Annotated in this window: 17 protein-coding genes, 5 tRNA genes and 1 pseudogene; 12 read left to right on the top strand and 11 right to left on the bottom strand. The window is 43.7% G+C overall.

What is annotated here, in order from left to right; genetic code table 11:
- Positions 1-6 precede the first annotated feature (6 nt).
- A complete protein-coding gene (locus tag ACO5E4_RS01080; RefSeq protein ID WP_109128112.1) occupies positions 7-405 on the top strand; it encodes a DoxX family protein in 399 nt (132 codons plus the stop codon).
- An 81-nt stretch (positions 406-486) separates the two neighbouring features.
- Here ACO5E4_RS01080 and ACO5E4_RS01075 read toward each other — a convergent pair whose 3' ends face one another.
- The 4 genes from ACO5E4_RS01075 to mltA form a co-directional block, all read right to left on the bottom strand.
- Positions 487-1,299: a 5'-nucleotidase, lipoprotein e(P4) family gene (locus ACO5E4_RS01075; RefSeq protein WP_485861760.1), complete on the bottom strand. Its 813-nt coding sequence runs from the start codon at positions 1,297-1,299 to the stop codon at positions 487-489.
- Positions 1,300-1,428: 129 nt separating this feature from the next.
- Positions 1,429-2,466, bottom strand: a complete 1,038-nt coding sequence (gene znuA / locus ACO5E4_RS01070; protein WP_485861759.1) for a zinc ABC transporter substrate-binding protein ZnuA — start codon at positions 2,464-2,466, stop codon at positions 1,429-1,431.
- A 100-nt stretch (positions 2,467-2,566) separates the two neighbouring features.
- Complete coding sequence (gene tcdA, locus ACO5E4_RS01065; protein WP_485861758.1) at positions 2,567-3,337, bottom strand: tRNA cyclic N6-threonylcarbamoyladenosine(37) synthase TcdA; 771 nt, start codon at positions 3,335-3,337, stop codon at positions 2,567-2,569.
- The gene (gene mltA, locus ACO5E4_RS01060) at positions 3,337-4,443 is read right to left on the bottom strand and encodes a murein transglycosylase A (RefSeq protein WP_485861757.1); all 1,107 of its coding nucleotides are present in this window, start codon (positions 4,441-4,443) and stop codon (positions 3,337-3,339) included. Before mltA ends, tcdA begins: the two co-directional genes overlap by 1 nt.
- Before the next feature lie 259 nt (positions 4,444-4,702).
- On the opposite strand from mltA, the gene ACO5E4_RS01055 reads away from it, so the two are divergent.
- Positions 4,703-4,779 (top strand) — tRNA-Met (locus ACO5E4_RS01055).
- Between the two features lie 50 nt (positions 4,780-4,829).
- On the opposite strand, the gene mpl is transcribed toward ACO5E4_RS01055, so the two are convergent.
- On the bottom strand, positions 4,830-6,203 hold the full coding sequence (gene mpl / locus ACO5E4_RS01050; RefSeq protein WP_485861756.1) for a UDP-N-acetylmuramate:L-alanyl-gamma-D-glutamyl-meso-diaminopimelate ligase: 1,374 nt from the start codon (positions 6,201-6,203) through the stop codon (positions 4,830-4,832).
- 154 nt (positions 6,204-6,357) lie between these two features.
- Here mpl and fbp point away from each other — a divergent pair, with 154 nt between their 5' ends.
- Positions 6,358-7,362, top strand: a complete 1,005-nt coding sequence (gene fbp, locus ACO5E4_RS01045; RefSeq protein WP_109128117.1) for a class 1 fructose-bisphosphatase — start codon at positions 6,358-6,360, stop codon at positions 7,360-7,362.
- 101 nt (positions 7,363-7,463) lie between these two features.
- Here the strand turns inward: fbp and ACO5E4_RS01040 are convergent, their stop codons facing one another.
- The gene (locus tag ACO5E4_RS01040; protein ID WP_485861755.1) at positions 7,464-8,270 is read right to left on the bottom strand and encodes a hypothetical protein; all 807 of its coding nucleotides are present in this window, start codon (positions 8,268-8,270) and stop codon (positions 7,464-7,466) included.
- Positions 8,271-8,482: 212 nt separating this feature from the next.
- Between ACO5E4_RS01040 and ACO5E4_RS01035 the strand changes: the two genes are divergently transcribed.
- From ACO5E4_RS01035 to lysC, 3 genes are all read left to right on the top strand, one after another.
- A complete protein-coding gene (locus ACO5E4_RS01035) occupies positions 8,483-9,154 on the top strand; it encodes a trimeric intracellular cation channel family protein (protein WP_111305298.1) in 672 nt (223 codons plus the stop codon).
- Between the two features lie 8 nt (positions 9,155-9,162).
- On the top strand, positions 9,163-10,425 hold the full coding sequence (gene proA, locus ACO5E4_RS01030; RefSeq protein ID WP_485861754.1) for a glutamate-5-semialdehyde dehydrogenase: 1,263 nt from the start codon (positions 9,163-9,165) through the stop codon (positions 10,423-10,425).
- A gap of 119 nt (positions 10,426-10,544) precedes the next feature.
- A complete protein-coding gene (gene lysC, locus ACO5E4_RS01025) occupies positions 10,545-11,897 on the top strand; it encodes a lysine-sensitive aspartokinase 3 (RefSeq protein ID WP_485861753.1) in 1,353 nt (450 codons plus the stop codon).
- A 159-nt stretch (positions 11,898-12,056) separates the two neighbouring features.
- On the opposite strand, the gene ACO5E4_RS01020 is transcribed toward lysC, so the two are convergent.
- The 3 genes from ACO5E4_RS01020 to ACO5E4_RS01010 all read right to left on the bottom strand — a co-directional run bounded on the left by ACO5E4_RS01020 (position 12,057) and on the right by ACO5E4_RS01010 (position 12,331).
- Positions 12,057-12,143, bottom strand: a tRNA-Leu gene (locus ACO5E4_RS01020).
- A 31-nt stretch (positions 12,144-12,174) separates the two neighbouring features.
- Positions 12,175-12,248 (bottom strand) — tRNA-Cys (locus ACO5E4_RS01015).
- 7 nt (positions 12,249-12,255) lie between these two features.
- A tRNA-Gly gene (locus ACO5E4_RS01010) sits at positions 12,256-12,331 on the bottom strand.
- Positions 12,332-12,569: 238 nt separating this feature from the next.
- Between ACO5E4_RS01010 and ACO5E4_RS01005 the strand changes: the two genes are divergently transcribed.
- From ACO5E4_RS01005 to trxA, 3 genes are all read left to right on the top strand, one after another.
- Entirely contained in the window at positions 12,570-13,679 is a 1,110-nt protein-coding gene (locus tag ACO5E4_RS01005; protein ID WP_485861752.1) for a methionine biosynthesis PLP-dependent protein, read from the top strand.
- 23 nt (positions 13,680-13,702) lie between these two features.
- A complete protein-coding gene (locus ACO5E4_RS01000; protein ID WP_314953807.1) occupies positions 13,703-14,698 on the top strand; it encodes a 2-hydroxyacid dehydrogenase in 996 nt (331 codons plus the stop codon).
- A gap of 119 nt (positions 14,699-14,817) precedes the next feature.
- Complete coding sequence (trxA, locus tag ACO5E4_RS00995) at positions 14,818-15,141, top strand: thioredoxin (RefSeq protein ID WP_314953809.1); 324 nt, start codon at positions 14,818-14,820, stop codon at positions 15,139-15,141.
- A gap of 108 nt (positions 15,142-15,249) precedes the next feature.
- Here the strand turns inward: trxA and rluC are convergent, their stop codons facing one another.
- Positions 15,250-16,209, bottom strand: a complete 960-nt coding sequence (gene rluC, locus ACO5E4_RS00990) for a 23S rRNA pseudouridine(955/2504/2580) synthase RluC (RefSeq protein WP_485861814.1) — start codon at positions 16,207-16,209, stop codon at positions 15,250-15,252.
- Positions 16,210-16,674: 465 nt separating this feature from the next.
- On the opposite strand from rluC, the pseudogene rne reads away from it, so the two are divergent.
- The 3 genes and pseudogenes from rne to ACO5E4_RS00975 all read left to right on the top strand — a co-directional run.
- Positions 16,675-19,053: pseudogene (rne, locus tag ACO5E4_RS00985) on the top strand (ribonuclease E); the annotation flags it as partial.
- Between the two features lie 51 nt (positions 19,054-19,104).
- Positions 19,105-19,527 (top strand): polyhydroxyalkanoate depolymerase, encoded by a 423-nt coding sequence (locus ACO5E4_RS00980; protein WP_485861813.1) that lies wholly within the window; start codon positions 19,105-19,107, stop codon positions 19,525-19,527.
- Positions 19,528-19,619: 92 nt separating this feature from the next.
- Positions 19,620-19,709: transfer RNA gene (locus ACO5E4_RS00975), tRNA-Ser, on the top strand.
- Between the two features lie 140 nt (positions 19,710-19,849).
- On the opposite strand, the gene mfd is transcribed toward ACO5E4_RS00975, so the two are convergent.
- Positions 19,850-23,302: a transcription-repair coupling factor gene (gene mfd / locus ACO5E4_RS00970; RefSeq protein WP_485861751.1), complete on the bottom strand. Its 3,453-nt coding sequence runs from the start codon at positions 23,300-23,302 to the stop codon at positions 19,850-19,852.
- Positions 23,303-23,332 lie beyond the last annotated feature (30 nt).

The raw sequence follows: 23,332 nt of genomic DNA, 5'->3' as shown, positions 1-23,332 counted from the left end.
GGAAAAATGTTTTTAAACAAATACAGCAACTACTTTTTAGGTTTATTACGTATCGTTTCAGGCTATGCTTTTGTGTTGCACGCAACAGCAAAATTCTGGGAATTCCCTGTTTCCATGACTGGCGGCAATGGCGCTGTGGAATTGGCTTCATTAATGGGCGTAGGTGGCATCATTGAGCTTGTATTCGGTATTCTCTTAATTTTAGGTTTATTTACTCGCGTCTCCGCTTTCTTACTAAGTGGCCAAATGGCGGTCGCTTACTTCATGTTCCATGCACCTAAAGGTTTCTTATTTCCATTAGCCAATGGCGGTGAAACCGCATTTTTATACTGCTTTATCTTCTTATATTTTGTATTTGCCGGCGCCGGTGCATTCGCATTAGATAACAAAATCAGTAAAAAATAATCTTTCAAACGGAAGATAAAAAACCGCACTTGAGGTTTACTTCAAGTGCGGTGATTTTTATCGTTTTTTTTCGCAAGGAAATTATTTACCGCTCCATGCTTTAATAGCATCTAAACGGGCTTTCACTTTGTTTTGGGAATCACCTTTGAAATAATCCTTAGCTAAACCGCCTTCCCAACCACCGTAGTTCGGGTTAGGTAACACAATGTAAGTTTTACCGAATTTAGCTTGGTTTTTCACCACAAAATCACGACGATCTGCATTTAATTTACCGTGTGTTGCATCACCGAAGTCATCTAAGTTATCACCGACATAAAGTACGATGTCATAACCTTGGCTTTCAATTTCAGCAAAACGAGCGGATTTGGCTGATTTATCTTTTTTGAGGTAAAGAGAGGATTCATCAACACCCGTAAAACCTAAACGTTTCATGTCATCAATGGTGCCGGCTTTTTCATTTTTGTCTTTACGATTAGACACATAGAACATTTTGCCTTTGTGTGAATTGACATAATTATTAAATTCCACCGCACCGGCAATAGCGCCTGATTCTCTCGCATCAACCCAGCGAGTCCAATCTTTGCCATCAAATGGTTTATTATTTTGGATTTGCCAACCTGCGTATGGACTGTTATCAATCATGGTTTCGTCTAAATCCACGACAACCGCTTTTTTCTTGCCTTTTTTCACTTTTGCGTGATCAAAGGCGACTTTTGCCGTATTAAAAGCTTGATACGCCAATGCATTGTATTCACCGGATTCTTGCATCCAGTTAATGCCTAACACTGCTTGTTGCTGTAATTGAGCGTCGCCTTGTGTCGCCTGATGAGTACAACCGGCTAATACAAACGCAGAAACCACGGCAAGTGCGGTCATTTTTAATGTTTTTTTCATGAAATTCTCCTTTGGGTTTGATAAATCGCTAAAAACAATAGCACCCCTATTTTGAATCAGGGGACTATTTTATTCAATAGCCATAAAAACAAAAAAGGCATGTTTAACACATGCCTTTTATTGATATGTTTATTTCGCTAAACATTGGCTATAGCTATCTGCGGTAAATTGAAGGAAAGCAGCATAAGAATTAACACCTAGTTTAACGGCATCGCCCATCGGGTCAAGGCGTCCAACTTTTACTTGTGTCGCTTTGCTTAAACTTTCAATCACTTTTGGCGTGAACTGCGGCTCAGCAAATAAGCAGTTGACTTTGTGTTCGGCAATTTCTTCTTTAATTTTTGCTAAGGTTTTTGCACCCGGTGCTACCAACGGATTAATGGTGAAATAACCGGTTTGGTTCAACCCATAGGCTTGGTTGAAATAGCCGTAAGCATCGTGGAACACATAGAAACCTTTATCTTTTACGCCTTCCAATTGTGTTTTGATTTTCGCGCTTTGTTCATCCAAAGTGTGGTTAAATTCCGCCACATTTTTTTCAATCTGCTCTTTTTTCTCCGGATATTGTTTCACCAGTTTTGCTGCAATGCGTTGCGCAACGGATTTACTGATGTCCGGAGAGTACCAAACGTGCCAATTTACGCCTAAGTCTTCATGGTCGTGATCATGATGATGTTCATGCCCGGCGTGTTCATGTTTGTGATCCTGTTCTTCGTGTTTATGCTCATGTTTCTCGTGATCGTGGTGATGTCCTTCGTGGGCATGATCATGATCCTCATGGGCTTCACCTTCGCCATGATGATGGTGATGATGTTCACCTTTTAATAAGAACGGTTCAATGGCGGCAATGTCTTTGATGGTTAAGACTTTTTTATAGTCCAGATCATCAATGGATTTATCTAAAAAGGCATCCACATCCTCGCCGATCCAAATGACCATTTCAGCGGATTTGAGTTTTTGCACGTCGGAGGGTTTTAAGCTGTAATCATGTGGTGACGCGCCGGCCGGGACTAACACTTCCGTGTCGGTAATGCCGTCGGCAATCGAGGAGGCGATAAAACCTAAGGGTTTAACAGACGTTACGATGGTTGCAGAAGCCACGGCGGAGAAAGAAAGAATCGCTGTGGCAATTGCCGTTTTTTTCAAACCTTGTACGAATTGAGTCATTGTATTTCCTTTTATAATGGGACAGATAAATTAAACAAAACGCGACTAGGTTACTCTTTTTTTATTGAGATGACCATCTTTTTTTATGAAAAAAAATAAGTCAGTCTTTTTTCTGTAATAACTTATCAATGACGCGAGAAACCGCAAAAAATCCAAACGTCGCCGTAATCATCGTTGCCGCGCCAAAACCATTAGCGCAATTCATGGTGGCAGACGCAGAGCAGTTTTCCCCCATTTGAGGGAATATCAGTGGCTGAGTCGAAAAAACCGCCTCAATGGCGAATTTCCGTTTTGGGTTTTGCGTGAAATGGTAATCCTTGCGTAAAACCGACCGCACTTTTGCCAACAGCGGGTCTTGAATGGTACGGCTTAAATCGGCAATTTGAATTTGGCTTGGATCCGTTTGCCCACCGGCGCCCCCCACGGTGATCATCTTGATTTTGTGACGTTTACAATAGGCAATTAATGCGGCTTTCGTTTTCACATTATCAATGGCATCAATGACATAATCATACTCAGCACGAAGGTATTGGGATAAATTCTCCGCAGAAATAAAATCATCAATGACATTGACATCGCATTCGGGGTTAATCAATTTCACCCGTTGTTGCATGACCTCTGTTTTGAGCTGACCGATATTGCCCGTCAAGGCATGAATTTGGCGGTTAATATTCGTCACGCAAATATCATCCATATCAATCATCGTGATTTTTCCCACGCCTGAGCGAGCAAGCGCTTCCACCGCCCAAGAGCCCACGCCACCGATACCAATAACACAAATATGTGCTTGGCGTAAACGGGCTAAAGCCTCGATGCCATATAAACGACCAATACCGCCGAAACGTTGTTCGTAATTATCTACGCGTGCCATTAGCGTAACACCCAAACGCGACCATAATGTTTTGACAAGCCAGCAATATGCCCCGCCTGATCGCCGATACCACGATATAAATCGAAATGGTGTCCGTTCACCGCACCGCCTACATCTAATGCCACCATCAAATGCAGTTTATGTTCGCCCGTCCAATTACCCTCATTATCAATTTGTGGCACTTCAACGAGCAAGACGCTACCCAACGGAATCACACCACGGTCAGAAGCCACCGAAGCCATTGGCACTAATGGCACGCCTGCCGCGCCTTTCACTTTGCCATTCGGATCATTTTTGAAAAAGACATAAGACGGGTTACGTTCAAGCAAACCTTGAACCCGAGACGGATTTGCATTCGCCCAATCACGAATCGCCTGAATAGACATTTTTTCTTTCGGAATCTCACCATCTTCTACCAACAAGCGACCCACGGCGGCATACGGGTAACCATTTTGACCGGCATACGCAAAATAATTCAAATTGCCTTCACCAAAATCCACATAACCACTGCCCTGCACGCCAAGCAAGAAATTATCAATCATGGAATCACTATACGCCAGTTCTAATCCTTTGCCTTTCAATGCGCCGGCATAAATTTCAGCGCGGGAAAAACGTTTTTGAGTCGGAAGCGCATAAATCGGTTGGTTATATTTGCCTTGCTGTGTGCGGCGAGCATGAATCACCGGCGAATAATAGCCTGTCATTAACACGTTTTGGTAGCCGTCAAAGCCTTTCATCACCTGTGAATGAATCCCAAAATTATTCAATTCATTGACGTTTGCCCCGGCAAGTACCCAGGCAGTAACCTTGTCGTAAATCGGTGCAAAATTACTGCTTAATTTGCCGGAATAACTATGAATATTGGATAACTGCGCTAAAAAATCGCCTTGGTTTATGACCGCACTTTTGTTCTCCACTTGATTTACGGGCGCCAAAATCGCTTGTTGATAGCTTCTGCCCTGATAAACCGCCCCAAATTTTTGTGGATCAACATCAGATGCTCCCGAGTTGCGCGACATTTTGCCACCATTAGAGGAACAAGAAGCCAAAAGTACAATGGCGGATAATGTTAAAAATGTAGACCAAAGAGTTTGATTAAGGCGCATACAAAGTCCTAAATAAAAATAAACAAAATAAATGAGAGGCGAATTTTACACCAATTTATGTCGAATGAATATGCGCCTCGGGTGGGCGATAACAATAAAGTGCGGTAGATTTTCGACATATTTTTCACATTTAACCCGATGGAAAAAAGATTTCATGTTTAAAAAAGCAACATATCGGCTATTTTTATAACAAACACACCTTATTTTTATGTTTAAACTTGCAATTCATTTTCAAACAGGTATAGTTAGCGCCCTCAAACGCGGGGTGGAGCAGCTTGGTAGCTCGTCGGGCTCATAACCCGAAGGTCGTCGGTTCAAATCCGGCCCCCGCAACCAGATTCTACAAAAAAGGCATTCGTAAAAACGAATGCCTTTTTTCTTATGTTTTAAACCGATTTCATTTGTAATGCGTCTAACAGCTTCTGATGAATACCGCCAAAACTGCCGTTGGACATTACCAAAATATGATCCGTTGGTTTGGCTTCAGCAACAATGTGATGAACCAAGTCATCCAAATTATCGCTGTCATAGGCCGGCTGAGTTAAATGCGCGGCAATATCTGCAACTTTCCATGGAATGGTGTCCGGTTGGAATAAAAATACCGCATCCGCTTTTTCTAAGGCTGGCGCGATTTCCTCTTTATGTACGCCCATTTTCATAGTGTTAGAACGCGGTTCCAACACTGCCAAAATACGTTCATTTTGCCCTACTTTATCGCGAAGTGCGGTCAATGTGGCTTGTATTTCTGTCGGATGATGGGCGAAATCATCGTAAACCGTCACGCCCTGAACATTGCCCTTCACTTCCAAACGGCGTTTTGCGTTAATAAATGTCCCCAGTGCAGCACAGGCATTTTCAATACTCACGCCAGCATGATGCGCCGCCGCAATCGCCATCAAGCCGTTACGCATATTGTGCTCACCTACGATATTCCAGTGCACCTCTGCCACTTTTTCACCGTTATGGAACACGCTAAATTCCGTGCAATCGTGTTTAATGCGCTCCGCATACCATTCCTGTTCGCGACCGACATATTGGCATTCAGACCAACAGCCCATTGATAAAGTGTGTTGCACACTTTCTTCATGAGCAAAAGAGAGAATCCGTCCATTGTTTGGAATGGTGCGAATCATGTGGTGGAACTGGCGCTGAATGGCTTTCAAATCATCAAAAATATCTGCGTGATCAAAACCAATATTATTAATAATCAACGTGCGCGGATTGTAATGCACAAATTTAGAACGTTTATCAAAAAATGCAGTGTCATATTCATCCGCTTCAATCACGAAATACGGGCTCTTACCTAAACGGGCAGAAATCCCGAAATTGCCTGCAATACCACCGATTAAAAAGCCCGGTTGCAAACCGTTTTGTTCCAAAATCCACGTCAGCATCCCGGTGGTGGTGGTTTTTCCATGGGTTCCTGATACCGCCAGAACCCAACGATCACGTAATAAATGATCATGCAACCACTGTGGCCCGGAGGTATAAGGCAGGTTGTTTGCCAACATATATTCAATACAAGGATTCCCACGTTTCATGGCATTGCCCACAATCACCATATCCGGCGCCGGTTGCAGTTGGCTTGGGTCAAAGTGCGGTATAATTTCAATGTTATTTTCCGCAAGGAACGTGCTCATCGGCGGGTAAACGTTGGTATCAGAGCCGGTAACATGGTAGCCCATTTGTTTGGCAATCATGGCAATACCGCCCATAAATGTGCCGCAAATACCTAAAATATGAAGATGTTTGGTTGTCATTTGGAGTCCTTATTCATTCCAATTTCTGATGTAAAGGCGAAAAATGTGTTGTGAATCACAGAAATAGGAATCTTTTTAATCATCTGAAAACGAGGATGTTATAATAAGGCAAGTTACGATTTGAGTAAATTTATTCATCAAATAAGGAAAAAGTATGAAAACGTTAGGCGAATTTATTGTAGAAAAACAAGCGGAATACCCAAATGCTAAAGGGGAATTAAGTGGCATTTTGTCCTCCATTCGCTTAGTGGCCAAAGTGATTCACCGTGATATCAACAAAGCCGGCTTAACTAATAACATTATCGGTAATTCCGGTGTAGAAAATGTGCAAGGCGAAGCGCAAATGAAATTAGACTTGTTCGCTCACAACACGATGAAACAAGCCCTCATGAGCCGCGAAGAAGTGGCTGGTTTTGCTTCCGAAGAAGAAGAAAATTTCATTGCCTTTGATACGGAGCGCGGTCGCAACGCGAAATATGTCATTTTAACCGACCCATTGGACGGCTCCTCCAACATTGATGTTAACGTTGCCGTCGGTACTATTTTCTCCATTTATCGCCGCGTTTCACCGGTAGGCACACCCGTCACCTTAGAAGACTTCATGCAGCCGGGCAATCGCCAAGTGGCAGCAGGTTATATCGTGTATGGCTCCTCCACCATGTTGGTTTATACCACAGGGAATGGCGTAAACGGCTTTACTTACGACCCATCACTCGGTGTGTTCTGTCTCTCTCATGAAAACATTCAAATTCCAAAAACCGGTAAAATTTATTCCATTAACGAAGGGCAATACCTCAAATTCCCGGTAGGCGTGAAAAAATACCTGAAATATTGCCAAGAAGAAGATAAAGAAACTCAACGACCTTACACTTCTCGTTATATCGGTTCTTTGGTGTCCGACTTCCACCGCAACATGCTTAAAGGCGGTATCTATATTTATCCAAGCGCGACAAACTACCCGAACGGCAAATTGCGTTTACTCTATGAAGGCAACCCAATGGCATTCTTGGCAGAACAAGCCGGCGGTGTGGCAAGTGACGGCTATAACCGTATTTTGGATATTCAACCGACTGCATTACACCAACGCGTTCCGCTTTTCATCGGTTCTAGAGAAATGGTGAAAAAAGCCGAACAATTAATGCGAGATTTTAAAGAGTAATCTATTAAGTACGGTCAAAAAATGACGCATTTCATTTAAAGAAACGTTCATAAAAAAACCTCCTCAATTCTGAGGAGGTTTTTTCTTACCTAAATAACACATTACATCAAATACGCAAAATTTGCCCACAGTGACAAACTGGCCGTCATAAGTAAAAGAATAAGAAGGCTGTTATAAGACAACGCCCATTTTTTGAAAACATGCATTGCCAAAATCGCCGCCATCACTAAATGCAACAAGAGGTAAAGCAACAAAGCAAATTCGTTGCTAAAAACCACCGCACTTTGTTGAGAAAGCAGGAATAAATTTACACATACAAAGAGCGCATTCAATGCCAGGAACGCAATCGCCGCCAACATCAACAACGCAATAAATCCTTTCAGACGATTGCGAGAAATCACTAAAGCTAAATTCGCCAAAATAATCCCCAACAAAATTTGTGCAGCGGGGTTAAATTTAATGAAGTTTTCTTCGTCAACCAGCATCAAGCAATAGCCAATGACACCCAACATGCCAATGAAACCGGCTATTTTTAATAAGACATGACGTAATTTAACCTCAAACGGTTGCTTCCATGTGATGATAGTCATTGCTAAGCCACAAAGGCAAACCAAGTCCATGAATACATTGTGATAACTTGTCCCTAAACTGAACAATAGCCACACCATCCAAAACAGTCCAAAATAAAGGTTTGCCAGCCCTAAACGGGAACGTTGCCCATTACAAATTTCGCCTTTAATAAAAGCAATCAGACAAATCAGCTGTGCCGTTAATACACCAAGCGCCAAATGCGACATCGCGTTAGGCTGTAGCTGCAACCCGAAAGCAAAAAAATCAATAACGAGTAACAAAAAAATGGGGAAGAAAGACGAAAGTGCGGTTAAAAATTTAGGTTGTTCTTCGGACATATGATTTCCTTGTAATAAACAAAGACAAAAATTGCCGTGCATTATGCAAGAATTCCCAAAAACGGTCAAAAGTTAGGGCAAAAGTGCGGTTAAAAAAAGCAACGTTTTTTCAATCCTCGCAACACAAAATAAAGTTATGATCTAAAACATGGCATTTTGCCCCTTCTCTCTCTAAAATAACGCAAAAATTTACCGCACTTTAAGGAACCTTTATGCTGCTCAGCATTCTCTATATCATTGGTATCACCGCAGAAGCGATTACCGGCGCCCTTGCTGCAGGTCGAGAGAAAATGGATATCTTCGGCGTCGTTATTATTGCCAGCATGACCGCTATTGGTGGCGGTTCCGTGCGCGATGTGCTCTTAGGGCATTATCCGCTTGGGTGGGTAAAACATCCCGAATATTTTATTATCGTCGCCTCGGCTGCGGTGTTAACTGTATTTATCGCGCCTTTTATTCGCCATTTCATGCGTTATTTTCACACCATTTTCTTGGTACTGGATGCCGTTGGGCTTATCGTGTTTTCCATTATTGGTGCCCAAATCGCGTTAGATATGGGGCACGGCACAACAATAGCCGTAATTGCCGCCATTATTACCGGCGCATTCGGCGGCGTGTTGCGTGATTTATTGTGTAATCGCATTCCTCTCGTGTTCCAGAAAGAGCTATACGCCAGTGTGGCATTACTGGCGACGGCTATTTACATCGGCCTACAACATCTACAGGTAGATCAAAACATCGTCATTATCATTACCTTGATTGTCGGCTTTATTACCCGCTTACTGGCAATTTACTTTGAATGGGGCCTGCCGATTTTTGATTATCAGGAACAAGATATTTCAACGCATCATAAAGACGACAAATTACCGCAAAAAATGAAATAGGAGAAAAGATGTCCGTCAATTTAATTGAAATGGGAAAACAGGCGAAAGAGGCTGCTTTCGTACTTTCCCAGCTTTCCCAACGCGAAAAAAATCAAGCCTTAGCATTAATCGCCGAGCAATTAGAACAAGAACAAGCTCGTATCTTAGCCGCCAATGCGCAAGACATCGAAAGTGCCAAACAAAACGGTTTATCCGACGCCATTATTGATCGTTTATTGTTAACACCTGAGCGTTTACAGGGCATAGCTAATGACGTGCGTCATGTGATTTCCCTTGCGGATCCTGTTGGACGGATTATTGACGGTGGCGTGTTGGATAGCGGGGTCAAAATTGAACGTGTGCGTGTGCCTTTAGGGGTTATTGGTACGATCTACGAAGCGCGTCCAAATGTGACCATTGATGTCGCCAGTCTCTGTTTAAAAACCGGCAACGCCGTCATTCTACGTGGCGGCAAAGAAACTCAACATTCCAACAAGGTGTTGGTGGAGGTGGTGCAAACTGCCTTAGCGCGTGCAGGTTTACCTAAAGCCTCGGTTCAAGCCATTACCGATCCCGACCGTGCGCTGGTCATGGAATTACTGAAATTAGACCAATATGTGGACATGATCATCCCTCGTGGTGGTGCAGCATTGCATCAATTAGCCAAAGAACATTCCACCATTCCGGTGATTGTCGGCGGTATCGGCGTTTGTCATATGTTCATTGAAGAAACCGCCGATTTGGAAAAAGCACTGCCGGTGATTTTTAATGCGAAAACACAGCGTCCGAGCACCTGTAACACCTTGGAAACGCTGTTGGTACAACGCAGCATTGCAAATGACTTTTTACCTAAACTGGCAGAAACGTTGAAAGAGAAAAACGTAAAATTACACGCGGATCCGACGGCACTTTTCTTGTTGCAAAAAGCCGGTGCCAATGTGGTGCCATTGGTGGAAGATGAACTGAAACAAGAATGGCTGTCATTGGATTTAAATGTAGTTGTCGTCGAAGATTTAGCACAAGCCGTCGCCCATATTCGTCAATATGGCAGTCAACACTCCGACAGTATTTTGACCTCTTCGCAAAAGCTGGCACAGCAATTTATCGCACAAGTGGATTCGGCGGCGGTTTATGTCAATGCCAGTACCCGCTTTACTGACGGCGGACAATTTGGTTTAGGCGCTGAAGTAGCGGTAAGCACACAAAAATTACACGCCCGCGGCCCCATGGGATTAGAGGCACTCACCACCTATAAGTGGGTGTGCGTAGGCGATTATTCGATCCGTTCTTAAAAAAGAGGATATTTTTTAAATATTATTTAAAAATCAAAATTAATTGTTTGACAAAACTTCGGTAAATCAGTATTTGTAGAGTAAACACACAAATCATACTTATTTATCGGAGTTTTTTTATGTCTCATCTTTCCGTCGCTAAATTCGGTGGTACCAGCGTCGCCAACTACCCTGCCATGCAATCTTGTGCCAACATCGTGATTGCTGATCCCAATACTCGCGTTGTTGTCCTCTCAGCTTCCGCCGGTGTTACCAATTTATTGGTTGCCTTGGCAAACGGTTGCGAAGAACCGGAACGCAATAAATTGCTAAATGAAGTGCGTCAAATTCAAGAAAATATTTTGACAGAATTAAAAGACGACAGTCGCGTGCGTCCAAAAATCGAAGCCTTATTAGCCAATATCACCTCATTGGCGGAAGCCGCAAATTTAGCCACCTCTTTGGCATTAACCGATGAATTAATCAGCCATGGGGAAATGATGTCTTCCTTGATTTTTGTGGAAGTGTTGCGTGAATTACAAATTGAAGCCACTTGGTTGGATGTTCGTACCATTGTTGCCACAAACAGCCATTTCGGCAAAGCCGCACCAAACGATGAACAAACCCGTCAAAACTGCGATAACCTCTTGAAACCGTTAATCGAACGCGGTGAGTTAGTCATTACCCAAGGTTTTATCGGGCGTGATGAACAAGGTAAAACAACCACCTTAGGACGTGGCGGTAGTGACTATTCTGCGGCGCTATTAGCGGAAGTATTAAACGCACAAGATGTGTTGATTTGGACCGATGTTGCCGGCATTTACACCACCGATCCTCGCATCGTGTCAAACGCACAACGCATTGATACCATGAGTTTTTCCGAAGCGGCAGAAATGGCAACCTTCGGTGCGAAAGTGTTGCACCCGGCAACCTTACTACCTGCCGTGCGTAGCAATATCCCGGTCTATGTTGGTTCCAGTAAAGCGCCACAAGAGGGCGGTACTTGGGTGACCCGCAATCCGCAACCTCGCCCGACGTTCCGCGCAATCGCTCTACGCCGTGACCAAACCCTGCTCACACTCTCCAGCTTAAATATGCTGCATGCACAAGGTTTCTTAGCGAATATCTTTACCATTTTAGCAAAACACAAAATTTCCGTAGATACCATTACCACATCGGAAGTCAGTGTCGCGTTAACTTTAGATAAAACCGGATCGGCATCTTCCGGTGCAAGCTTGTTATCAGAAGAATTACTCCGTGAATTAAGTGAATTTTGCACAGTGAAAGTGGATGTGGGGTTATCTTTAATTGCGTTAATTGGCAATGAGTTACATACAGCCTCCGGTGTTGCCAAACGGATTTTTGAAACCTTAGATGCGTATAATATCCGCATGATCAGCTATGGTGCCAGCACCAACAACATTTGCTTATTAGCTGACAGTGATAAGGCCGATGATATTGTTAAAGTCTTACATAGTTCTTTATTTGAATAAAATGCATGAAAAAATGACCGCACTTTAAGTTTTTATTGATGCTTAAAGTGCGGTCATTTTTTAGAGATTTTTTGCAAAAATTAGAACATTAGCCAATTTCAGGCATAAAAAAAGTCGCTTTTGCGACTATTTCTTACGATTATTTTTATTACCAGAAAATGGTGCCCGAGGCCAGACTTGAACTGGCACGCCTCGAAAGGCGAGGGATTTTAAATCCCTTGTGTCTACCGATTCCACCACTCGGGCTGAGTGATTTACTAACTGCGCTCGATGGTTATGGAGGCGTGTCCCGGAGTCGAACCGAGCTACATGGATTTGCAATCCAGTGCATAACCGCTTTGCTAACACGCCGTTAGTTTGGAGCGGGAAACGAGGCTCGAACTCGCGACCCCGACCTTGGCAAGGTCGTGCTCTACCAACTGAGCTATTCCCGCATCTGCTGTTAGTGCGCTGCATTTTACTGACTTCTCTAAAACTGTCAACAAACAATTTCAGAAATCAGTGAGTTTGTTGAAAAAAAATGCAAAAGATTTAAATTTAATAAACAAAAATTTTCATTTATTCAATCAAATGGTTAGAAAAATCCTCTTTCGCCACACAATGGTTTGTGCCAAAATGAAAGCTACTTTTCTTAAAGTGCGATGCAAAATTTTTTATTTTCTCGGAGGATTTATGACACAAAAATATGCAATTGATACCTTATTAGCCCAAGCGGGAAATCGCACTGATGAGCGTACAGGCGCTGTTTCCACCCCGATTTTTCTTTCTACCGCCTACGGCCATCACGGCATTGGTGAAAGCACCGGATTTGACTATACCCGAACCAAAAATCCAACGCGTGCCGTACTCGAAGAAACCATTGCTCAGTTAGAAAAAGGTGAACGCGGATTTGCCTGTTCTTCCGGCATGGCGGCTATTCAATTATTAATGTCGTTATTTACCGCACCGGATGAATGGATTGTTTCCAGTGATGTCTATGGTGGCACTTATCGCTTATTGGATTTTTGCTATAAAAATACCCATGGTGTTAAACCGGTTTATGTGAACACTGCTTCCGTACAAGCTATTGAAGCCGCAATTACCCCGAATACAAAAGCGATTTTTATTGAAACCCCCTCCAATCCATTAATGGAAGAATGCGATGTGGATGCCATTGCACAGGTTGCCAAACGCCACAATTTATTACTGATCATTGATAATACATTTTTAACACCGATGCTGTTCCGCCCGATGGAACATGGTGCGGACATTGTGGTTCACAGTGGCACAAAATACCTTGCCGGACATAATGATGTTTTAGTCGGTTTAATCGTAGCCAAAGGAAAAGAACTTTGCGATCGACTGTTTTATATTCAGAATGGTGCCGGCCCTGTGTTATCGCCGTTTGACTCTTGGTTAACTATTCGTGGCATGAAAACCTTGGCTCTGCGTATGCAACGTCATCAAGAAAATGCGACTGCCGTTGCCGACTTTTTACGTCAACAGCCACAAGTAAAAGATGTGTTATACCCGAATAAAGGCGGTATGTTATCTTTCCGCTTGCAAAATGAAACCTGGGTAAATACGTTCTTAAAAGCAATTAAACTCATCACCTTTGCCGAAAGTCTTGGTGGCACAGAAAGTTTCATCACCTATCCGGCAACCCAAACACACATGGACATTCCGGAAGCCGAACGCATTGCACGTGGGATCACCAATGATCTGTTACGCTTTTCCGTTGGTTTAGAAAATATAGAAGATATCAAAGCAGATTTAGCACAGGCGTTCGCACAGTTAAAATAAACTTAACGTATTGGGAGGGCAAAATGAAAGTTGCAGTATATAGTACGAAAAGTTACGACCGAAAATATTTAGAGTTAATTAACGCTAAGTATGGTTTGGAGTTGGAATTTTACGATTTTATGCTCAGTGAACGCACTGCCAAAATGGCGGAACACTGCGAAGCCGTATGTATTTTCGTGAATGATGACGGCAGCCGAAAAGTATTAGAAAAACTCGCCGCACTTGGGGTAAAAATTATTGCTTTACGTTGCGCCGGATTTAACAACGTAGACTTAAAAGCCGCTCAAGAGCTTGGTTTAACTGTCGTTCGCGTGCCGGCCTATTCCCCGGAAGCCGTGGCAGAACACACTGTTGGGTTGATGATGACATTAAATCGCCGTATTCACCGTGCTTATCAACGCACGCGTGAGGCGAATTTTTCTTTAGAAGGGCTGATCGGCTTTAATATGCATGGGCGAACCGTCGGCGTGGTCGGGACAGGGAAAATCGGCCTTGCCGTCATTCGCATTCTCAAAGGTTTTGGCATGCAGATTTTAGCCTACGATCCGTTTAAAAATCCGCTAGCAGAAGAGTTAGGCGCAGAATATGTCACCTTGGATGAACTTTATCATCGCGCTCATGTGATTACATTACACTGTCCGGCAACACCGGAAAACTACCATCTGCTCAACCGTGACGCCTTTGCCAAAATGAAAGACGGTGTCATGATCATCAACACCAGCCGTGGTACGCTCATTGATACGCAAGCAGCTATTGATGCGTTAAAACAACGTAAAATTGGCGCTTTAGGCATGGATGTTTATGAAAATGAACGAGATTTATTCTTTGAAGATAAATCCAACGAAGTCATTCAAGATGATGTGTTCCGTCGATTGTCTTCCTGTCACAACGTATTGTTGACCGGACACCAAGCGTTTTTAACGGAGGAGGCACTCACCAGCATCGCTGACGTCACCTTATCGAACATTTATGCCATCGGTAAGGGCAAGCCATGCGCCAATACCGTGCAACCCTCTTAGTTTTCGGCAATTAAACTAATTTGTGCGAATCGCGTTGCGCTATGCTATCATGCGCGCACATTTAAACAAAAATGCCATGTAAAATGACATTGTTCACTAAAGGAAATAAGGACAGAAAAATGAGTAAAGTATTACATTCCAGCGATGCGACTTTCGTTGCAGACGTATTAAATTCAGACGTGCCGGTATTATTAGATTTTTGGGCGCCATGGTGCGGACCATGCAAAATGATTGCGCCAATCCTTGACGATTTGGCAGCCGAATTTGGCGGTAAAGTGAAAATTGTGAAAATGAATATTGATGACAACCAAGCAACCCCAATGCAATTCGGTGTGCGCAGTATCCCAACATTACTCTTGTTTAAAGACGGTAAACCGGTGGCCACTCAAGTGGGTGCATTACCAAAAAATCAATTGGCTGCATTTATCAACCAAAATATTTAATTGAAACATAAAAAACGCCAAGCTTTTGCTTGGCGTTTTTGTTTTCTATCGTACAAAGTGCGGTCATTTTTTCAGTATTTTTAAAATGCACGGAAAATCCACCGCACTTTACTTCATCTCTCGCAATCGTTTTAAGATCCCTTTCATTTTCTCATCCAACTGTGCCGTTAAACGTAACGTTTCATCACTATGCGGATGCTCAAAACGAATAGAATAAGCATGCAAGAATAAACGATTCAAACCCAATTCCGCCATTTGTTGATCGAATACTTTGTCGCCATATTTGCTATCTAACGCAATGGGATGGCCGGCATATTGGGTATGCACACGGATTTGGTGGGTTCGCCCCGTTACCGGCGAAGCTTTCACCAACGTGGCATTCTCGTAGCGTTCTTCTACGGAAAAACGGGTTTCCGACGGTTTACCTTGTTCACTCACTTTCACAATGCGCTCACCGCTCGATAACTCATTTTTCAACAGCGGCGCCTGCACCACTTTACAGTGTGATTGCCACTGCCCACGCACAAGAGCTAAATACTCTTTTTGAATCGTTTTTTCACGCAACTGTTCATGTAAATGACGCAACGCAGAACGCTTTTTCGCCACCAATAAAATCCCCGAAGTATCGCGATCCAAACGATGAACCAATTCCAAGAAACGTGCCTCCGGACGAAGTGCGCGTAGCGCCTCAATTACGCCAAAATCAAGCCCACTGCCCCCATGCACGGCAATACCGGAAGGCTTATTCAGCACGAGTAAATAATTGTCTTCAAAAATAATGTGTTGTTCTAGTTGGGCAACTTTGGTGAGTTTATTGGAGACGGTGTCCTGTGCTTTTTCTGCCACACGCACCGGCGGAATTCGTACCACATCCTCGGCTTGTAATTTATATTCCGGCTTGCTTCTGCCTTTATTCACCCGCACTTCGCCTTTGCGTACAATGCGATAAATCAGACTTTTAGGCACGCCTTTTAAGCGCGCAAGAAGAAAATTATCCAATCGCTGACCGGCTTCATCATCACTTATGGTGAGAAATTGCACGTTCGGGTTTACTATCTTTTCATTCATCTTGTGTTTATTACGATCTTTTACATAAAAATTGGCGCGCATCATAGCATATTGTGCGGAGAGTTTGAATGTTGCAAAGAATCGCCTCGACAGGGCGAAACGCCTTGCTAAAAATCCCTATTCAAGCGATAATAATGCGTCTTTTTGAGTCATAAAAAAGGCTTTAAAATAAACAGGTTATCATTGATAAAATACAATGCAGCATTCGGCATAAGACGTTGTTATTACAATGATTTTAACCATCAACATGAGCGACAGCTTGCAAACCATTTTTTAACCGGTTTTGTTTTTATTCACATATCAGGATGATATGAGTGTGAATAAGGTGGCCAATGCACCCAGCGGATGACAGTCGGGAAGACGGACATTCTGCGACAGACACGAGGTCGGCAACTAAGCAAAGTGCGGTCAATTTTGATGGCGTATTTTTAAGGTATTCCCCCTTTTTAATAAAAGAGAAAACGAATGAAAAGAATGTTAATTAACGCAACTCAAAAAGAAGAGTTGCGCGTTGCGTTAGTCGATGGGCAACGCTTATTTGATCTGGACATTGAAAGCCCAGGACATGAACAGAAAAAAGCCAATATTTACAAAGGGAAAATCACTCGCGTTGAGCCGAGTTTGGAAGCTGCTTTTGTGGATTATGGCGCAGAACGTCACGGTTTTTTACCGTTGAAAGAAATTGCACGTGAATATTTCCCGGCAGATTATGTCTATCAAGGCCGCCCGAATATTCGCGATATTATCTCGGAAGGACAGGAAGTCATTGTTCAAGTGAACAAAGAAGAGCGCGGCAATAAAGGCGCTGCGCTGACAACCTTTATTTCCCTCGCCGGAAGTTATTTGGTGATCATGCCAAACAATCCCCGCGCCGGCGGTATTTCCCGTCGCATTGAGGGCGATGAGCGTTTAGAATTAAAAGATGCTTTGAGTTCCTTGGATGTGCCTGAAGGTGTCGGTTTAATCGTGCGCACTGCCGGGGTCGGGAAATCGCCGGAAGAATTGCAATGGGACTTAAAAGTACTCTTGCACCATTGGGAAGCAATCAAACAAGCCTCAGAAAGTCGCCCTGCGCCATTCTTAATTCACCAAGAAAGTGATGTCATCGTGCGTGCGATTCGCGACTATTTGCGTCGTGATATCGGTGAGATTCTGATTGATAGCCCGAAAGTCTATGAAAAAGCGAAAGCACACATCAAACTCGTACGTCCCGATTTCATTAATCGAGTGAAATTGTATCAAGGCGAAGTACCGCTGTTCAGTCATTATCAAATCGAATCCCAAATTGAATCGGCTTTCCAACGTGAAGTGCGTTTGCCTTCCGGGGGTTCTATTGTCATTGACGCTACTGAAGCCTTAACCGCCATTGATATTAACTCCGCACGTTCTACCCGTGGCGGCGATATCGAAGAAACCGCATTAAACACTAACCTTGAGGCGGCAGATGAAATTGCGCGTCAACTTCGCTTACGCGACTTAGGTGGTTTGATTGTGATCGACTTCATCGACATGACACCGGTGCGCCATCAGCGTGAAGTAGAAAACCGCATTCGCGATGCCGTACGCCAAGATCGTGCACGTATTCAAATTAGTCGTATTTCCCGCTTCGGTTTGTTGGAAATGTCACGCCAACGTTTGAGTCCGTCATTAGGTGAATCCTCTCATCATGTCTGCCCGCGTTGCCAAGGCACCGGTAAAATCCGTGATAACGAATCACTTTCACTGTCTATCTTGCGTTTATTGGAAGAAGAAGCATTAAAAGAAAATACCAAACAGGTACATACCATTGTTCCGGTAAAAATCGCGTCTTACTTATTAAACGAAAAACGTAAAGCCATTCATAGCATCGAGAAACGCCATGATGTCGATATTATCGTGGTGCCAAACGAAGCGATGGAAACACCGAACTTCAGTGTGTTCCGTGTTCGTGATGGCGAAGAAGTGAATGAGTTAAGCTACAATTTAGCAAAATTACATCAAGATCAAGATGAAACCTTTGCCGCAGAGGAATCGCTAGTTTCTCGTAACATTGAAGCCACACCGGCAGAAACCCCGGCGGTGGAAAGTGCGGCAGTTTCATTGGCGATTACCATGCCGGCACCGGCACCGATTGAGCGCAAAGAACCCAAAGCGCCATCGTTGTTAAGCCGTTTATTCGTTGCCTTAAAAGGTTTATTTGCGTCTGAGCCAAAACCGGAAGAGAAAAATAAAAAAGCTCGTCCAAACAACAGAAACATGAACAACCGTAATCGTCGTAATCAAGACCGTCGTAACAACCGTCGTGTTCGTAGCGAAAACGTAGAAAACGTTGTTGAAGAACAAAGTTCTGATAAATCTGAGATTAGAAGTCGTAACCAAGAACGCAATAACAAACGCAGTCATAAACCAGAGGTGATTGAAGAAATCATTAAACCTAGCGTTTCTTCTCCGCTTAACGAAGAAAAGACCGAACCGACACAACGTCGTCAACGTCGAGATTTACATAAAAAAGTTCGTGTTTATGACGAAGCCACTGACAATCTAATACCGCAAGCGGAAAACATGGCATTTGCTGAAAACATCAATGATACTCGTAATGTAGAAGATACCGTTTCAACAAACGCAACTGAAACCTCAAATGAGTCAGAACGCAGTCGTGATAATTCTCGTCAACGTCGTTTACCACGTCATTTACGTGTGAATAGTCAACGCCGTCGTCGTCCACAAGAAAAATCACCTATGCCGTTATTTGCTGCAGTAGCATCTCCTGAACTTGCCAGCGGTAAAGTATGGATTGATATGACGCAAGTGAATCAACCTAAAGAAACACCGTTCTTGTCTGTTGATGAACTGCTTGAACAACAAAATCAATCAAGTGCAGAAGTCGAGAAAAATATTACCGTGCCTGCCTTGGATATGATTGTTGAGAAAGCCAAAAGTGAAGTTCAGCCGTTAACTGAATTTATCACCCAACCGGCAAATGATTCTGTTGAGAAGAAAATTCAGGCGTCCTTAGAACGTTTAAACAATAACGTGACGTCAGAACCCACAGCGGCAATCGCAGAACAACTTGAGCCTAAAGCTGAGCATGATGTGAAATTCATGGCCGAAATTGACCGCACTTATGTGTTCAATGGCCGTATTGGGACATTCTCTGCAGTAACTCATACCAAAGCTGACGCGACTTTAGCTAAAGCCTCCGGTGAGCCAATCACAACATATCCGGTTCAAGAATGGCAGGAATCCCGCTATTATTTCTACGGTAAAGGTGCTGCTGGGCATCATACGGCTATCAGCCATGTCTACGCAGAACCAACAAAAGCCGCGTCTGAAAACTAGTCGTTTGAAAATGAAGCAGTTAAATAGAATCTTTTATTTAACTGCTTGACTTGGTATAGCAAAGTCCGTATTATTCACCTCGCTCAAAACACGGAGGAATGGTCGAGCGGTTGAAGGCACCGGTCTTGAAAACCGGCGAGGGTTTACGCCCTCCCTGGGTTCGAATCCCAGTTCCTCCGCCATATTCAAAAAAGGCGCTAAGTGAAAACTTAGCGCCTTTTACATTTCTTCTACTTGGCATTTATCTCATTTTAGATTCATCTTTTAAATTGGCAAAATGCAACCTTGACTTTGCCAATGATAAGAACTCCGCGAGATAAATTTATACCCTTTCTTTCTTAATTAATTCTTTGACCAAATTCTCCACAAATTCTAACCGCACTTTGTAGTCCGTTAAATCTTTGGTAAAGCGGAATTTATGTGGACCGTCAAAACGATAAACCGCCGGATTGCGTTGGATTAACTGTAAAAAGATCATCGGGTCTAACACGGCGTTCGGCGCAAATTCGATAAATCCGCCTTGCGCATTGGCATCCAAGCGAATGACATTAAGCGGTTTTAAATCCAGTCGGAATTGCGCAATTTGCAACAGATTCCGCGTGGCTTGTGGCAATGGTCCGAAACGGTCAATAAGCTCCACTTTTAACTCATCCAACGCTTCGGTATTTTCCGCACCGGCAATGCGTTTATAGAAAGACAAACGCATATTCACATCGCCCAAATAATCTTCCGGCAATAGTGCCGGCATCCGTAAATCAATTTCTGTTTGTTGTTGCGTCAGTTCATCCAATGACGGCTCTCGCCCTTCTTTTAGGGCTTTTACTGCGCGCTCCAACAATTCCATGTAAAGCGAAAAACCGATACTCTCAATTTGTCCGCTTTGCTCGTTGCCTAGCAATTCCCCGGCACCGCGAATTTCCAAATCGTGAGTAGCCAAAATAAAGCCAGCACCAAGGTTGTCTAGGCTTTCCAGGGCTTCCAAGCGTTTTTGCGCATCCTTCGTCATCAGTTTCGGTGGCGGTGTGAGCAAATACGCATAGGCTTGATGGTGAGAGCGCCCAACCCGTCCGCGCAACTGGTGTAGCTGTGCCAAACCGAAATTGTCGGCACGCTCGATAATAATGGTATTCGCGGTCGGCACATCGATACCGGTTTCAATAATCGTAGAGCACACCAGCACGTTATAACGTTGATGATAAAAATCCGACATCACGCGTTCCAGCTCACGTTCGCGCATTTGTCCATGCCCCACAATCACGCGCGCTTCCGGCACAAGTGCGGTCAGTTTTTCTGCCGTATTTTCAATGCTCGCCACATCGTTATGCAAATAATACACCTGTCCGCCACGCAAAATTTCACGCAAAATCGCTTCTCGAATCACCAGTTCATCCGTTTGACGCACAAAGGTTTTAATCGTTAAACGGCGCGCCGGTGGCGTAGAAATAATGGAAAGATCGCGAATACCATTCATCGCCATGTTTAAGGTACGTGGAATTGGCGTTGCCGTCAGAGTAAGAATATCTATGTTCGCGCGCAGCTGTTTCATTTTTTCTTTTTGGCGCACGCCAAAACGGTGTTCTTCGTCAATAATCAACAAGCCTAGATCATGGAATTGCACATCGCCTTGAATGATTTTATGGGTGCCAATCAGAATATCCACTTTGCCTTCGGCTAAATCCTGCAGCACTTGCTTCTGCTCTTTCGCGGTTTTGAAGCGGGATAACATTTCCACGTTCACCGGCAAATTGGCGAAACGGTCTTTGAAATTATCGAAATGTTGTTGCGCCAACAACGTGGTCGGTACCAACACAGCAACCTGTTTATGGTTCATCACCGCTAAAAAGGCAGCACGCATCGCCACTTCCGTTTTACCAAAACCCACATCACCACACACCAAACGATCCATAGCTTTCGGTTGAGTCATGTCGGAAATCACCGCATTAATTGCCATGAGTTGATCATGCGTTTCTTCAAACGGGAACGTGGCGGTGAATTGTTGGAATTCCTCACGATCATATCGGAACGCAAAGCCTTTTTGCGCTTCACGTTGCGCATACACATCCAATAACTCTGCTGCCACATCACGAATTTTCTCCGCCGCTTTGCTGCGCGCTTTGCCCCATGCTTCGGAGCCTAACTTGTGCAACGGCGCGGTTTCATCAGCACCGCCCACATAACGGCTGATTAAATGTAACGACGCCACCGGCACATACAATTTCGAGTCGTTGGCATAATTGAGCAACAAATATTCCGCTTTAATGCCGCCGTTTTCTAAACTCACTAAACCGCCATAGCGCCCCACGCCATGATCCAAATGCACCACAGGCTGACCGATTTGTAATTCGGCAAGGTTACGAATCAAGGTATCGGGATTTACCGTGCGGGATTTATCCCGCTGCCGTTGTTGCACGCGTTCGCCAAGCAATTCCGATTCACAAATAATGGCAAGGGGCACATCCTGTTCAATAATAAAACCATGCTCCAACGGGCTAACCATTAACGCCAATTTTTCTTCCGTTGCTTGCGCCAAGCTATGAATCTGTTTTGGTTTCAGTTTTAACGGAGCAAGCAGGCTTAACAAGGTTTCACGGCGCCCTTCCGTTTCCACGATAAATAAAATATTGCCTTTAAAATGCTCAATAAATTGGCGTAATTGATGTAACGGTTCTTTTTGTTGCGATTGAATGGTCAGTGGCGGTAAGGGCGTAATGGCCAAATTTTTCTGCCGCGCGGACGAACGCACTTTTTCCGTTTTTAATGCAATGGCAGGGTAATTTTTTAACTGACGATTTACGTCATCAATGCGCAGCCAAAGTTTATCGGGTGACAATAACGGACGCATCGGATCGACGCGGCGACTCTCAAAACGTTGTTCCGCATCCGCATAAAAACGCTCACCCTGCGTTTGATTTTGCTCACCGGTAATAAACAGTGTATTTTCAGGAAAATAATCAAATAAGGTCGCCATTTCTTCAAAGAACAAGGGCTGCCAATATTCAATCCCTGCCGCTAACGTGCCTTTGCTGATTTGTTGATAAATATGTTCCGGATCCCGTCGAATTTCGCCAAACGCTGCGCGGAATTGGCTACGGAAAAATTCAATGCCTTGGTTGTCCGTTGGAAATTCGTGTGCCGGCAATAAATTAATTTGATCGATTTCCTGCAACGTGCGTTGTGTATCCACATCAAAAGTACGAATGGAATCAATTTCATCATCAAAAAAATCTAAGCGAAAAGGCACCGCACTTCCCATCGGGAAAAGATCCAACAAAGCACCGCGCACGGCATATTCGCCATGTTCCAACACTTGCTCCACCGCGCGATAACCTGATTTTTCCAATTGCAAACGAAGGGTTTCAATGACAAAACGGTCGCCTTTGTTAATCAGTAACACCCGATGTTGTAAATAAGAGGGCGGGCAAACCCGTTGCATTAAGGTGGCAATCGGCAAAATGAAAATGCCTTGCTTGCGTTGCTGTAAATGAAATAAAGCACTCAAGCGGGCAGAAATAATATCTTGATGAGGCGAAAAACTGTCGTAAGGCAAGGTTTCCCAATCGGGGAAAAAGGTGACATTAAGTGGACTCAGTTGCGCTAATTCTTTTTCTAAACGCACCGCACTTCGAGTGTCGTTCGTCACCACGACGGTTAACCCGTTAAACTGCGCCGCAATTTCACTCACGGCAAGGCTATCCGCACCGGGCAGAATATTGGCTAAAATTTTATGATCTTGTGCTTGAGTTGGAATTTCGATGTGAAAAAATGGAGTTTGCATAAAACGACAATATCTTAAAAAAAAATTGTC

The organism is Aggregatibacter sp. (genome assembly GCF_057314075.1).
This window is presented reverse-complemented; position numbering and strand designations above follow the sequence as displayed.

Excerpts from the sequence above, each read along its gene's own strand:
- ACO5E4_RS01080 (WP_109128112.1), top strand. The coding sequence starts at position 7 with ATGTTTTTAAACAAATACAGCAACTACTTTTTAGGTTTATTACGTATC.
- ACO5E4_RS01075 (WP_485861760.1), bottom strand. The coding sequence starts at position 1,299 with ATGAAAAAAACATTAAAAATGACCGCACTTGCCGTGGTTTCTGCGTTT.
- znuA (WP_485861759.1), bottom strand. The coding sequence starts at position 2,466 with ATGACTCAATTCGTACAAGGTTTGAAAAAAACGGCAATTGCCACAGCG.
- tcdA (WP_485861758.1), bottom strand. The coding sequence starts at position 3,337 with ATGGCACGCGTAGATAATTACGAACAACGTTTCGGCGGTATTGGTCGT.
- mltA (WP_485861757.1), bottom strand. The coding sequence starts at position 4,443 with ATGCGCCTTAATCAAACTCTTTGGTCTACATTTTTAACATTATCCGCC.
- mpl (WP_485861756.1), bottom strand. The coding sequence starts at position 6,203 with ATGACAACCAAACATCTTCATATTTTAGGTATTTGCGGCACATTTATG.
- fbp (WP_109128117.1), top strand. The coding sequence starts at position 6,358 with ATGAAAACGTTAGGCGAATTTATTGTAGAAAAACAAGCGGAATACCCA.
- ACO5E4_RS01040 (WP_485861755.1), bottom strand. The coding sequence starts at position 8,270 with ATGTCCGAAGAACAACCTAAATTTTTAACCGCACTTTCGTCTTTCTTC.
- ACO5E4_RS01035 (WP_111305298.1), top strand. The coding sequence starts at position 8,483 with ATGCTGCTCAGCATTCTCTATATCATTGGTATCACCGCAGAAGCGATT.
- proA (WP_485861754.1), top strand. The coding sequence starts at position 9,163 with ATGTCCGTCAATTTAATTGAAATGGGAAAACAGGCGAAAGAGGCTGCT.
- lysC (WP_485861753.1), top strand. The coding sequence starts at position 10,545 with ATGTCTCATCTTTCCGTCGCTAAATTCGGTGGTACCAGCGTCGCCAAC.
- ACO5E4_RS01005 (WP_485861752.1), top strand. The coding sequence starts at position 12,570 with ATGACACAAAAATATGCAATTGATACCTTATTAGCCCAAGCGGGAAAT.
- ACO5E4_RS01000 (WP_314953807.1), top strand. The coding sequence starts at position 13,703 with ATGAAAGTTGCAGTATATAGTACGAAAAGTTACGACCGAAAATATTTA.
- trxA (WP_314953809.1), top strand. The coding sequence starts at position 14,818 with ATGAGTAAAGTATTACATTCCAGCGATGCGACTTTCGTTGCAGACGTA.
- rluC (WP_485861814.1), bottom strand. The coding sequence starts at position 16,209 with ATGAATGAAAAGATAGTAAACCCGAACGTGCAATTTCTCACCATAAGT.
- ACO5E4_RS00980 (WP_485861813.1), top strand. The coding sequence starts at position 19,105 with ATGATTGTTGAGAAAGCCAAAAGTGAAGTTCAGCCGTTAACTGAATTT.
- mfd (WP_485861751.1), bottom strand. The coding sequence starts at position 23,302 with ATGCAAACTCCATTTTTTCACATCGAAATTCCAACTCAAGCACAAGAT.